A 13,135-nucleotide genomic window follows, 5' to 3' on the forward strand; every position below is an offset into this window, starting at 1 on the left:
GTGCGAAGAAGCCGCCTGATCACCGGTATGGCCATTGCGCTGGCGTTCATGACGCTGGCGCTGCTGGGCGCAGGGGCGTGGCTGGTGAGCCTGGGAGGCTCCCCCTACTACGTGCTGGCGGGACTGGCCTTGGCGGTGGTCGCGTTTTTGCTGCTCAAGGCAAGCCCGATGGCCTGGTGGGTGTATGCGGCGCTCGTGCTTGCCACGCTTTTCTGGTCGTTGTGGGAAGTGGGGCTTGAATGGTGGGGCCTGGCCGCGCGGGGGGATGTGTTCTTTCTGTTCGGCCTGCTCCTGTTGACGCCCTGGGTCGCGCGGCGCATGGTCTACCCCATCGCTTCTTACAGTCAGGCCGGGCGTGACCAGCCCACGCGCGGGCCCAGAAGCTGGCGGGGTGGCCGTGGCGCGCTGGCCATCGTGCTGGTGTTGTACCTGGGCGTGGGTGCGGCTTCCTGGGTGGTTGACCCCTTTGCGCTTGAAGGCACCTTGCCGGGCGCTCGCGCCCCTGCCAGCCTTGCAGACCCGATGCCGGCGGGCGAATGGCATGCCTATGGACGAACAGGCCACGGCCAGCGCTATGCGCCGCTGGATCAGATCACCTCGCGAAACGTTGAACAACTGGAAGAAGCCTGGCACTACCGCACGGGCGATGTGCGCGGCCAACCCGGCGATCCCGAGGAGACCACCTTCCAGGTCACGCCGTTGAAGGTGGGCGACCAGTTGTTCATCTGCACGCCCCACCAGCATGTCATTGCGCTGGACGCCACCACGGGCGAAGAACGCTGGCGTTTCGACCCGAAGGTGCGTTCCGGCCTGGCTTTGCAGCACCTCACCTGTCGGGGGCTTTCTTACTGGTCACGCAACGGCGCCACGCCTGCAGCCGACAGCGCACCCGCGCCCACGGCGGTTCCGGCACCTGAGCCGGCCGCCGGCTTGCCCGAAGCGCCTGATCTGCCCGTGGCGGCCGCGGACAGCCCAGCCACGGACCACTGCCCGAGCATGCTCTACATGCCCACGGCAGACGGCCGGGTCATTGCGTTGGATCCGGCATCGGGCGCAGTCTGTCGGCGCTTTGGTGGCGGTACCGGGCAGATCAACCTCTGGCGCGGCATGCCCAATGTGCGCCTGGGCGGGTACTATTCCACGTCGCCGGTCGTCGCGTCGCAGCGGGTGCTGGTCGTGGGCGGCACCGTGCTGGACAACGTCACCACCAGCGAGCCTTCGGGCGTGGTGCGCGGGTTCGATGTGCAAACCGGTGAATTGCTGTGGCACTGGGACCCGGCGCGGCCGGATGACAACACGCCGCTGGCACCGGGGCAGACCTACTCGGCCAGTTCGCCCAATGTCTGGTCGATCATGAGCGTGGATGAGTCGCTGGGCCTGGTCTACCTGCCGCTGGGCAACCCGCCGCCTGACCAATGGGGCGGCAATCGCAGCGAAGCCGTGGAGCGGGTGTCGTCGTCGGTGGTGGCGCTGGACCTGGCCACGGGCCGTATGCGCTGGGTGTTCCAGACCGTGCATCACGATCTCTGGGACTACGACGTGCCCTCGCAACCCACGCTGGTGGACCTCACCATCAACGGCGCCACCGTGCCTGCGCTGGTGCAACCGACCAAACAGGGAGAGCTGTTCGTGCTGGACCGCCGCACGGGCCAGCCGGTGCATGAAGTGAAAGAGGTGCCGGCCCCGCAGGGCGCCGCCGAAGGGGACCACACGGCGCCCACCCAGCCGGTGTCTGCCGTGTCTTTCGCGCCGGAACGGCTGACGGGCGCGTCCATGTGGGGTGCCACGATGTTCGACCAGCTTGCATGCCGCATCGCACTTCACCGCCTGCGCTACGAAGGGCGTTTCACGCCGCCCTCTGTGAAAGGATCGCTGGTGCACCCGGGCAACTTCGGCGTGTTCAACTGGGGCAGCATCGCGGTCGACCCGGTGCGCCAGGTTGCCTTCACCACACCGGCCTATCTCGCGTTCACGTCGCAGCTCATTCCCCGGCCGGACGATACGGCGCTGATGGTGCAGGGTGACAAACCCCCTGAAGGCAATCTGCCGGCACTCAACGAGAACCTGGGTGCCCCGTTCGCTGTGAAGATGAGGCCTTTCACCTCACCCCTGGGCCTGCCTTGTCAGGCGCCGCCCTGGGGCTATGTGGCCGGGGTGGACCTGGTGAGCGGGGAAATCGTCTGGCAGCACCGCAACGGCACGGTTCGCGACGTGACCCCGCTGCCCCTGCCTTTCAAGATGGGCGTGCCCAGCCTGGGCGGGCCGCTCATGACGGCTGGCGGCGTGGCCTTCCTCTCGGGCACGCTGGACAACTACATCCGCGCCTACGATGTCATCACCGGTGAACAGCGCTGGCAGAGCCGCCTGCCCGCTGGCGGACAAGCGACCCCCATGAGCTACACCGGGCGCGATGGGCGACAGTATGTGGTGGTCGCCGCAGGTGGACATGGCTCGCTGGGTACCCAGGCGGGTGACTCCGTGATCGCCTACGCCTTGCCCGTCCGGCAGCCGGAGCGCTGATCACACGTGCGCCATGAAAAATGGGAAAGTCTCGCGACTTTCCCATTTCAGGTTGGAAGGTGAACCCGCTGGTTGCAGGCCCACCACGCAGGCAATCAGTTGCTCATTTCACGGGCCTGGTCTCGCAGCGCCCGGATCTGGTTGTGATTGCGCTGTGCGCCTTCAAACTGGATCTCCACGACGGAGCGAACCTCAGCCGGCAGATCGTCCTTCTGCAAAGCGGCCCGGTAGCGCTTCAGCGCGGCGTCTTCGCCTCGCTCGGTCTCCTCCAGCATGGCCTGGTCGGAGAACCCTGCCAGGGTGCCCTTGAGCGAAACCCATCCGCGGTGCAGGGAACCGGTGGTGCTGCCATCGGTTTCGGCCTTGCCGCCATACCTGATCACCAGCGTCTGCAATTCGGCCGCAGCCTGGGCGCAATCTGCTGCACGTGCCTGAAATATCTGCTTGATCTGAGGGGATTTGGCGTGTTCGGCGCTGAGGCGAAAACCGTACTCGCCGTCCTTGGAGGTTTCGATCAGCGTATTGAGTGTGTCGACAACGTCTTTCTTGTCCATGACATTCCTTTGAGGGTGTTGGGTTGAAATCCGGTGCATGGCGCGCCCGGCATGAGGTCGCATGCGACTCCCCATACAGGCAATCAGCGTGCCCGGCCCGTTCCTTCAGGCGGGGTGGGCCTGCTGCTGTGGGTGGGATCCCAGGGCTTCCTGGAGCGCTGCCACCAGCGCCTCGGGCGTGTAGGGCTTGTGCACGAACGGAAAATCGGCGATGTCATCGACTTCGCCGCGGTGTCCACTGATCAGCACAATGGGCAGCCCAGGCAGCATCTGGCGTACGCGTTGCGCCAGCATCACACCGTTCATGGAGCCCGGCATGAGCACATCGGAGATCATGGCGTCGATGTTCCTGGGCGGCTGCAGGATGCGCAACGCGTCCGCCGCCGATGCGGCACACACCACCACGCACCCCAGCGACTCCAGAAGCGCAGTGGTCACACCTCGCAACTCCTTGTTGTCTTCGACCAGCAGCACCCGCATGCCCTGGATCTCGGGCGCATCGACAGCGACAGCGTCTGCAATGCCTGAGGCGGCCGCCTTGAGCGACGGCAACACCATGCTCACGGTGGTCCCCAGACCTTGCGTGCTGTCGAGCCGCACAGTGCCCCCCGATTGCTGGCAGAAGCCGTAGACCTGGCTCAGGCCCAACCCGGATGCCTGTTGCGCGTCCTTGGTGGAAAAGAACGGCTCAAACACCCGTTTGACGATGGACTCGCTGATGCCACATCCGTCATCGGTGACCGCGATCACGACGTAGGCCTCGTGAGGGAGCCCCACCACATCCTCCGGCTCGGCGGGGCCGGCACGAAGCTCGACGCGGCCATGCTCGGAGATGGCGTCGCGGGCGTTGAGCGCCAGGTTGATCAAGGCGAGTTCGAGCTCGTTGGGGTCGGCAAAGAGTGCCGGAGCCAATGGATCGACCTGCACAGTGAGCTCGATGCGGTGGCCCATGACCGCCCGGATCAGCTCGGCGGTGTCCGTCATGAAAGCGCGCAGCGGGATGACGCTGGGGCGCACAGACTGGCGGCCGGCAAAACGCAGCAGGTGCTGGGTCAGCCGGCTGCCCGAGTCAACGGCGCGCAGCGTGGCCTCCAGAGCGGCAGTCAGCTCTGGGTTGTCGGTCTTGCGCAGCATCAGGTGACCGCTGTTGCTGATCACGCCCAGCAGGTTGTTGAAGTCGTGCGCCACACCGCCCGTGAGGCGACCCAGCGCCTCCAGTCGGTGGCTGTGCGACATGCGCTGCTCCGCGTGGCGGGTCATCGCGATGGCCTGCTCGACCTTTTGCTCCATTTCGCTCTGCGCGTTCTGAATCGCCTGGCTCGCGCTCGCCATGACCTGGGCCACTTCGTTGCATTCCGTGATGCCGGTCTCCTTTGGCAGCACCCTCTGCCCGCCCTTCATGTCCAGCGCCAGCTGCTTCATGATGTGAATGGGTCGGACGATGCTGCGCGAAACGCCGAGGGCAGCCAGCACAGCCAAGGTCGAGAGCAACAGGGTGCCGAGCGCCAGGTTGCGCGCATCGGCTGGCACCACGCCCTCGAACTGCGAGCGAGGCATGCCGGTGAGGTAGGTCCAGCCTTGCGCCGTCGTCCGGAAATAAAGCGTGGTTGCAATCCCGTCGAGCGAGTGGCTGTGCATGAGCCCTTCGCGCGAGGTGGACAAGCGCTGGCGCAGATCCTCGGTTGCCAGGCGACCGGTGTGAGCGGCGCCCCCTGGATGTCTTGCCACCACGCGGCCTTCGCTGTCGATGATGGCCGCAACCCACTGTGGGTTGATCTTCTGCTGGTCGATGATGCGTTGGAACTCGTTGGGCAGCACGGTCAGCGTGAGATTGAGGACGGGCTCACCATCGCGCATGACCGGTTGCACCAGCGAAGCGTGATAGATGCCCAGTTCTTCGTTGTGCTGCAACGGCAACGTCTGCGGCGCAGCCAGCAAGGTTCCCGGTGTGGAAGACCTGAGAGAGGGCAACTGACCGGCAGGCTGTCGGGTGTCGATCAGCAAGCGGTCGGCGCTGCGCACTTCCAGCCAGCCCTCCAGGCCCGTGAGTGTGCGGCGCGCCTGGTCGTCGAATTCGCGCAAGGTGCTCGGGGGAACGTCGGGCGCGGACTCCAGCATGCGGGAAAGGGCAAGGCCGCGCACCACACCGGCCCGCTGTGCCAGCTCCAGATTCAGAACCATGGAAAGCGCTCTGGAGGTGTCCTCCAGCAAGGCCCGATTGGCTTCACTCGCAAGACGATGGGTCTGGCCCATCACCCACCACCCTGTCAGCAGCGCCGGAACAAGGATCGATAGCACCAACAGGATCAGCCGCGATCGGATGGAATTGGGCCCCCGAAAACTGTGCGGCCAGCGCTTCATGGCTTCTGAGCTCCTTGTGCCTTCATGGGCTGCGCCACCGGTTTCCAGAAGCTTCTGCAAGCTTGACACCGATGGACCCATCTCAGATCGGAACACAATTTGCCGCGTCCTCGCACTGGGTGTGGTCCAAAACACGGCATCTCCATCAACAACTTCCAGACCACCATCCGGAAGCAGGTGCTTCATCGTTCATGGCCAGGCCGCTCGACCTGTTAACTGTTACCGCAGGAGCGGGCAATTGGCATACCCGCATGGACGCTGATTGCTTGAAGCAGGCACCGGGATTGCCAATTGCCGAGGGTTTGCACTCCCTTTCTGCCCCCTCTTCAAGCGCCTTCCGATGAACACCATGCCCCATGTGTCTGAATGTCGTGATTCCCCACCGTCCAGAAGCCACGCCCTGCGGGTGTTGATTTCCGACCAGGAAGCGGATGCGGCGGAGATTCTGGCCATGGTCATGAGCCTTGAAGGGCATACCGTTGCCGTTGCACGCAACGCAGATGAGGCACTGCAGCTCACCGACCTCCTTCGTCCGGATGTGACCATCCTCGATATCGGCATGCCGGGGTTGGACGGCAAGAAGGTGGCTCAGCGCATCCGCCAGGCGCCCTGGGGCGCCTCCAACCTGATCGTCGCCTTGACCGGCTTCGGCGAGGCCGTCGACGGGGTGTGCGCGCGCGGTTCCGATTTCGACGATCAATTCACCAAGCCCATGGCCCCGTCGCAACTGCTTTGCCGGATTGCCGCCTGGCGGCACATCCAGTGCCGTTCGACCCGCTAGGCAGGGAATTGCCATGTCTGCGCTCGAACTGGTTGCCGTCACCTTGCGTGCCGAGTTCTCTGACCTGCTGCAGGTCGAGCAGGTCACGCGGGTGACCGCACGCATGGTTGTGGCCTTGCTGCTGGGAGCGGTGATCGGATGGGACCGGGAGCGCCGTGATGCGGACGCCGGTCTGCGCACCCACATGCTGGTCTCGCTGGGCGCAGCGCTGTTCGTGATGGTCCCCGCCGAATCCGGCATGGGCTCTGACGAGCTGAGTCGGGTGATTCAAGGCATTGTTTCCGGCATTGGATTCCTCGGCGCCGGCGCGGTCCTGAAAATGGGCAACGAAGGGCGCATCCATGGGCTCACCACGGCGGCCACCGTCTGGGCCACGGCCGCCGTGGGCATGTCGGCGGGCCTGGGTCGCGAGGGCACCGCTGTGCTGGCCACGGCATTCATACTCGTGGTGCTGGTGTGGTTGCGCCGCCTGGAGGTGCGCAAGGCCAATCGGGAGCGGTCGCGTGATCGGCCCCCATCCTCAGCGTGATCCGGCTGTTGCGGGGGCGGCGGGTTCATGCAAATAATTGTTTCCCCCACCCACCCGATCAACATCCCCCTGGGAAGTCAGGGGCAGCAAAGGATCCTTGATGCCATCGCACGATCACGGTCTTCAGGCGTTGGCCGACTACCTGGCTTCAAGACGCGACCAGATCGTGGCCGCCTGGCGCTTCGCGGTGGAAGCCGACCATTCGCTGACCACCGGCGCTTCCCTGGGCCGCGCCCAGATGGTCGACCACATTCCCGCCTTGCTCGAAGGCTTCGAGATGCAACTGCGCGAACCGGCGTCCGATGCCTCTCACCGGGGGGATGCTGCGGCGCACGGGCTGCACCGATGGCAGCAAGGTTTCGGTCTGGCCGAAGTCACGCGTGAGCTGGGCCATCTGAACGAATGTGTGGTCACGGAAATCGACCGTTGTGCGCACCTGCCCATCGCGCACCCCCCCGAAGTGCTTGCCCGCGCTCGGTCGGTATGGGCCAGCATTTTCAGCATTGCCGTGAGCGCCAGCACGACGCAGTACTTCAAACTGCAGCAGATGGAATCGGCCAGCTATGTGAGTGAGCTGGAACAGGCCATGCGCAAGTTGAGCGAGCTGGAGCGACAGCGGGCAGCGCTCTGGCAGCAGGCCGCACACGATTTGCGCGGCAACATTGGCGTGGTGACGAACGCTGCCGTGGGTCTGGGCTACCCCAACCTCGATGAATCCGCACGTGACAACTTTCTGCGCATGCTCGGGCGCAACATGCGTTCCCTGCACAACTTGCTGGATGACATCACCAGCCTCGCGAGGCTACAGGGCGGCCGGGAAGTCCGGCGCCTGGGGACGGTCGATGTGGCGGCGCTCCTCACGGAACTGGCAGAGAACCTGCGGGTCGCCGCCGCTGCCCAAGGATTGACGCTGGCGTTGACGGGTGAGAACGACCTTCTGGTGCAAAGCGATTCGGTCAAGCTTCAGAGAATCGCTCAAAACCTGGTGCTCAATGCGATCCACTACACCGCCACCGGGAGCGTGGAAGTGTCCTGGGAAGCGTCGGGTCCGAAAGATCCGGCGCGCTGGGTGCTTCAGGTGAAGGACACAGGCCCCGGGCTCGGCCCGATCGCAGGTTCGGATGTGCGGGATGCACTGGAAACCGCGACCGAGAATGCGCGTGACGTGGCCCGAGGCGCTCAGATGGGTCAGGTGGTGCACGCGCAGCCAGACGGCATCGAACCGACCGATGCGGTGGTATCGCAGGAACAAGGTGGGGACGCCCCTTTCCACCACGGCGAAGGCATCGGCCTGGCCATCGTCAAACGCCTGTGCGAATTGCTGGACGCCACCATACAGGTGGAGACGGGGCGAGACGGCACCTGTTTCCGAATCCTGTTTCCCAGCCGGTACCCATCCGAATTGCCTGCCGACGAAGCCGATGCCCACAACCGGAAAGCACCAGGAGCGGGCCCGGTTCGGGATCACCCGACGGGCTGGGAATCCCCTTCCACAGGTGCTTCGGACGGTTGAGCCTCGCGGCACACGGCGGCGAGCTTGTTGCCGTCAGGATCGCGCACATAGGCGGCGTAAAAGTGTTCTCCGTACTGCGGCCTCAAGCCCGGCTCGCCTTCTGAAGTGCCGCCGTGGGCCAACGCGGCCGCATAGAACACCTGCACCTGCAGCCAGCTTTGTGCGCGAAGCGCAACCATGACCCCGTTGCCGGGCGCGGCCGGCTGGCGGTCAAAGGGCGCGCAGATCCTCAGACTCCATGACGCTTCACCGCCCGTCTTGTCGGGCCCCCATCCCAACCAGCCATTGAAGTTGGCATCGCCTTCCACCAGGCACCGGGACAAACCCAAAGCGCCCATCACAGCGTCGTAGAAGTCGGCAGCTTTCGCAATGTCGTTGGTGCCCAGGCAGACGTAAGTGAACATGTCGTGAACCTCCAGGGGATCAGATGAAGTGCGGGCGGGCTGGGGCAAATGCCGCTCCTGCGCACCAGCAGAACCACCCCATGCGTTTCCCTGACAAAAAGGTCGGAGCAGATTTGCCGCAATCTTTTCCATCCCCCGGGAGCAAAAGGGCCTCACAAGCCTGGCACGTGTTCTGCCATGTCTGGTTCCATCCATCCCCGTCTCGTATTCAATTGAAAGGAGCCCGACATGCCAGACACCGCCCAGACCGCTGACGCTGCGCAAGCCAAGGAAGAAAAAAACGACGAGGCCGTGCAAGCCGGCCCCCGCAACAACCCGGCCGAGATGCCCGCACAGCACCTTGATGAGAATGAGGGCGAAGCAGACTTGGAACTCAGGCCACGTTTCATGGCGCCCGACTACAAAGGAAGTCAGAAGCTGCTGGGACGCGTGGCATTGATCACCGGTGGCGATTCAGGCATTGGGCGCGCGGTGGCGGTCCTGTTTGCGCGTGAAGGTGCCGACGTGGCCGTGGCATTTCATTCGTCCACCGAGGATGCGGAAGAAACCCGTCGACATGTGGAGGCCGAAGGGCAGCGCTGCATCTTGCTGCAAGGCGATGTGCGCGACCCGGCCTGGTGTGAAGACGCGGTCGCTCGCACCGTGCAGACCCTGGGTGGTCTGGACATCCTGGTCAACAACGCCGCCTTTCAGAAGCACGCCGAATCCATCGAGGACATCGACGACGACCGCCTGCGCGAGACCTGGGACACCAACCTGGGCGGCTACTTCCGACTCACACGCGCGGCCTTGCCCCACCTGAAACGCGGGTCTTCCATCATCAATACCGGTTCGGTGGTAGGCCTCAGGGGCAGTGCCCATCTGCTGGACTATGCGGCGACCAAGGGTGCCATCCATGCGTTCACCAAGTCGCTGGCCAGCAACCTGATCGAGCGCGGCATCCGGGTCAACGCCATTGCCCCCGGGCCGGTGTGGACGCCGCTGAATCCTGCGGACCTCTCGGCCGACAAGGTGGTCGAGTTCGGACGCAATTCGGACATGAAGCGGGCGGCACAGCCCGAAGAGCTGTCCCCTGCCTATGTGTTTCTGGCTGCGCCGTCCTGTTCGGGCTACATCACCGGCATCGTGCTGCCCATCACCGGCAGTGTCGATGCCATCTGAGTGACCGCGCCGATCCTGTGCGCTTCACCGGCGCTCAATGCCTGGTGAAGCGGCCAGGCCAGAAGTGCTGAACGACGACCCCACCTGCCAGCAGCGTGCCCGCGGTGAACAGGGCCGTCTTCAGCGGGGCGGACCGAATCGCGGTGGCCACGCTGGCCGCGTACGGGCTGGTCAGTTCAAAACGCCGGCGCGTCATCTGAGCGCCCAGCGCATTCAGGCGTTGTGGTCCCATGAGCCGCTGCGCGGCCGGCAGCACCTGGGCCTCCTCTTCTGAAACGTGCTGGCGTACGGCGGCGATCAGTGCTGTGAGCGCATCGACCTGTTCCTGTGTCTGGGCCGTTCCGGCAAGCGAGCGCACCTGCTCCATTTGCTGGCGCATGTCTGCGTGGTCTTTACGGCTTCGCTCCAGCACAGGCAGGGGCATGCCGCATTCGCGCAGCGCCGGGTAGAACAGTTCTTCTTCCAGCTGGTTGTGAATATCCAGCATGCGGCAAATTTTGCGGCAAATGGCGCCCAGCTCCGAGGGGGACATGCCAGGCTTCACCTTCTGGTAGCAAGCCAGTACGCGCGCATGGTCCATGCGGATCATGCGGATCGCTGCGGGAAAAGCGGGTCGCGAGTGACGCTCTGACATGTCAGACCTTCCGATGACTAAGGGGGCTCCATGCTTGCGGCAACCCACATGCCTTGTCCCTCGCACGAGATGCCGGCCACCCGAACGCAGTGGCCCCGGGTGCTGAGACCCACAGCCGCAGCCTGGGTTGATGCCGCCCCCCGGGCACCGACTTTGCCCTCTGGGGGTGTTCGCTGTCACATCAACACCCTCAACCCCACCTTCCTGACAAAGACATGGCCAGAAAATCCCCAGCTCCCACCAAACGAGGGGCCACATCCGGCCCCGCCGTGCTGCCTTCTTCGGGCGCCTTTGCCAGCACCGTTTCAGGGCCGAGCCAACTGCCCGACGTCGCTGGCGTGGACCTTTCCGTTCAGGAGATGGCAGAGCAGAGGCACGCGCTTGAACGAACAGCCGGCGCCATGCCTTTCAATGAGAACAAGGCGGGCGAACACGGCCTGGCCAATGGCCATGCGCCGCAGGCGGGTGCACATGTCGAGCTGACAGACGACACAGCGGGCGCCAGCACCCTGAGCGAAACCATTTCTTCATTGAAGGTGGGCGAATCACAGCCGATGCTGGGCAGAAACGCCAACAGCCCATCGCTCGACGCCGTGCGGGTGGACGCCAGTGGTCAGACGCTGACGACCAACCAGGGCGTGCTGGTGGCCGACAACCAGAACTCCCTGAAAGCGGGCCTGCGAGGCGCCACCCTGATGGAAGACTTCATCCTGCGGGAGAAGCTCACCCATTTTGACCATGAGCGCATTCCGGAGCGGGTGGTGCATGCGCGCGGCTCGGCAGCACACGGTTATTTTGAATGCATCGAGTCCCTGGCTGACATCACCAGGGCCGAGCTGTTCGCCGAACCTGGCAAGCGAACCCCGGTGTTCGTGCGCTTTTCCACCGTGGCCGGTGAGCGTGGATCGGCCGACACGGTGCGCGACACGCGCGGCTTTGCCACGAAGTTCTATACCGACGATGGCAACTGGGACCTGGTGGGCAACAACATTCCGGTGTTCTTCATTCAGGACGCGATGAAGTTCCCGGACCTGGTGCACGCCGTGAAGCCCGAACCGCATCATGGCATGCCCCAGGCCAGCAGCGCACACGATACGTTCTGGGATTTCATTTCCCTGATGCCCGAATCCATCCACCACACCCTGTGGGTCATGAGCGATCGCGGCATCCCGCGCAGCTATCGCACCATGCAGGGTTTCGGTGTGCACACCTTCCGGTTTGTCAATGCGCGAAACGAATCCGTCTTTGTGAAGTTCCACTGGCTGCCTGCGGCGGGTACCCATTCGCTGGTGTGGGACGAAGCGGCGAAGATCGCAGGCGCCGACCCCGACTTCCATCGCCGCGACCTCTGGGAGTCGATCGAGTCCGGCCTGTTTCCGGAATACGAGCTGGCGATCCAGGTGTTCACGGAAGAAGAGGCCGACCAGTTCTCGTTCGATGTGCTCGATGCCACCAAGATCGTGCCGGAGGAGCTTGTGCCCTTGCGGGTGGTCGGCAGGATGGTGCTGAACCGCAACCCCGACAACTTCTTTGCGGAGACCGAGCAGGTGGCCTTTTGCACCGCCCACGTGGTGCCTGGCATTGAGTTCACCAACGACCCTTTGCTGCAGGGGCGCATCCACAGCTACATCGACACGCAGATCTCCCGCCTGGGTGGTGCCAACTTCCACGAGATCCCTATCAACGCGTCATTGACAGAGGTGCACAACAACCAGCGCGATGGGATGCACAGGAAGGCGATTCATCGGGGTCGGGCGGCTTATGAGCCGAACTCCCTGGCCGGCGGCTGCCCGTTCCAGGCCGGCCCGGCAGGGTTTGTGTCGTTCCCTCAGCCCGTGTTCGAAGACAAGGTGCGCGGCAAGCCCGAGAAATTCGCCGATCATTACTCCCAGGCCCAGTTGTTCTGGCGCAGTCAGAGCCTGATCGAGAAGAACCACATCATCGCGGCCTTCCGGTTCGAGCTCTCCCGGGTGACGGTGGGGGCCGTGAGGCGCCGCATGGTGTCGGTACTGGCGAATGTGGATGCTGAGTTGGCACAAGCCGTGGCCACGGGTCTGGGGTTCAGTGACATGCCTGCACCACAACCCCGGGCGCTGGCACGGGAAGTGAAGAGCGAGGTGGATGCATCGCCCGCGCTTTCGCTGTTTGCCCGGCCCGGCGAAATGGGCGCTGCCGGCCGACGGGTCGCTGTGCTGATCGCTGATGGACTGGACCTCAAGGCCCTGCTGTCTGTCAAACAGGCCTTCAATGATGCCGGGATCATTCCTCGCTGGGTCGGTGCCCGGCTCGGCAAGGTGACCAGCACCGATGGCCAACAGGTGGAAGTGGAGACCACGCTGGAGGCCATGCCTTCCGTGCTGTGGGATGCCACCGTGGTGCTTGCCCCGCACCCCCAGGTCTCATCCAGCGGAGGCATGGGTCAGTTCGCCGAGTTCCTGCGAGACCAGTACCGGCATTGCAAGCCGATCTTGCTGGTGGACTGGGCGCCCGTGCAGATGGCCGACCTGGGCATCATGACGACCCTGCCCAATGGTGAAGAAGATCCGGGGCTTTTCCTGGCCGCGGGCGCCGATGCCTTGCCCATGCCTGAATTCGTTGAGGCCCTGGCACGGCACCGCCACTTTGAAAGAGAAAGCGACCCACCCAAGGTATGAGCTCTGGTGCACGCATGTCTTATG

Annotated in this window: 10 protein-coding genes; 6 read left to right on the plus strand and 4 right to left on the minus strand. The window is 64.3% G+C overall.

The features are described from left to right. The first annotated feature begins 27 nt into the window (after positions 1-27). Positions 28-2,520, plus strand: coding sequence for a membrane-bound PQQ-dependent dehydrogenase, glucose/quinate/shikimate family (locus J2W49_RS12970; protein WP_310317323.1), 2,493 nt, complete (start codon positions 28-30; stop codon positions 2,518-2,520). Positions 2,521-2,615: 95 nt separating this feature from the next. Here the strand turns inward: J2W49_RS12970 and J2W49_RS12975 are convergent, their stop codons facing one another. Together J2W49_RS12975 and J2W49_RS12980 are read right to left on the minus strand one after the other, a co-directional pair. Then, the gene (locus tag J2W49_RS12975; protein WP_310316531.1) at positions 2,616-3,074 is read right to left on the minus strand and encodes a PA2169 family four-helix-bundle protein; all 459 of its coding nucleotides are present in this window, start codon (positions 3,072-3,074) and stop codon (positions 2,616-2,618) included. 105 nt (positions 3,075-3,179) lie between these two features. Then, positions 3,180-5,255 carry an ATP-binding protein gene (locus tag J2W49_RS12980; protein ID WP_310316534.1) on the minus strand — a complete coding sequence of 692 codons (2,076 nt, stop codon included), beginning with the start codon at positions 5,253-5,255 and terminating at the stop codon, positions 3,180-3,182. 520 nt (positions 5,256-5,775) lie between these two features. Between J2W49_RS12980 and J2W49_RS12985 the strand changes: the two genes are divergently transcribed. The 3 genes from J2W49_RS12985 to J2W49_RS12995 all read left to right on the plus strand — a co-directional run bounded on the left by J2W49_RS12985 (position 5,776) and on the right by J2W49_RS12995 (position 8,258). Continuing rightward, the gene (locus J2W49_RS12985) at positions 5,776-6,216 is read left to right on the plus strand and encodes a response regulator (RefSeq protein WP_310316537.1); all 441 of its coding nucleotides are present in this window, start codon (positions 5,776-5,778) and stop codon (positions 6,214-6,216) included. A gap of 13 nt (positions 6,217-6,229) precedes the next feature. After that, positions 6,230-6,745, plus strand: coding sequence for an MgtC/SapB family protein (locus tag J2W49_RS12990; protein ID WP_310316538.1), 516 nt, complete (start codon positions 6,230-6,232; stop codon positions 6,743-6,745). Positions 6,746-6,845: 100 nt separating this feature from the next. Next, the gene (locus J2W49_RS12995; protein ID WP_310316540.1) at positions 6,846-8,258 is read left to right on the plus strand and encodes a sensor histidine kinase; all 1,413 of its coding nucleotides are present in this window, start codon (positions 6,846-6,848) and stop codon (positions 8,256-8,258) included. On the opposite strand, the gene J2W49_RS13000 is transcribed toward J2W49_RS12995, so the two are convergent. Continuing rightward, a complete protein-coding gene (locus J2W49_RS13000) occupies positions 8,210-8,662 on the minus strand; it encodes a VOC family protein (RefSeq protein ID WP_310316545.1) in 453 nt (150 codons plus the stop codon). The genes J2W49_RS12995 and J2W49_RS13000 overlap by 49 nt on opposite strands. A gap of 228 nt (positions 8,663-8,890) precedes the next feature. Between J2W49_RS13000 and J2W49_RS13005 the strand changes: the two genes are divergently transcribed. After that, the gene (locus J2W49_RS13005) at positions 8,891-9,823 is read left to right on the plus strand and encodes an SDR family oxidoreductase (protein WP_310316548.1); all 933 of its coding nucleotides are present in this window, start codon (positions 8,891-8,893) and stop codon (positions 9,821-9,823) included. A 34-nt stretch (positions 9,824-9,857) separates the two neighbouring features. On the opposite strand, the gene J2W49_RS13010 is transcribed toward J2W49_RS13005, so the two are convergent. Further along, positions 9,858-10,457: a hemerythrin domain-containing protein gene (locus J2W49_RS13010; protein WP_310316553.1), complete on the minus strand. Its 600-nt coding sequence runs from the start codon at positions 10,455-10,457 to the stop codon at positions 9,858-9,860. 215 nt (positions 10,458-10,672) lie between these two features. Here J2W49_RS13010 and J2W49_RS13015 point away from each other — a divergent pair, with 215 nt between their 5' ends. Next, positions 10,673-13,111, plus strand: a complete 2,439-nt coding sequence (locus tag J2W49_RS13015; RefSeq protein ID WP_310316558.1) for a catalase — start codon at positions 10,673-10,675, stop codon at positions 13,109-13,111. The last annotated feature ends 24 nt before the right edge of the window (positions 13,112-13,135 follow it).

Origin of the sequence: Hydrogenophaga palleronii (assembly GCF_031457455.1) — a bacterium.
Taxonomy (GTDB): Bacteria; Pseudomonadota; Gammaproteobacteria; order Burkholderiales; family Burkholderiaceae_C; genus Hydrogenophaga; species Hydrogenophaga palleronii_A.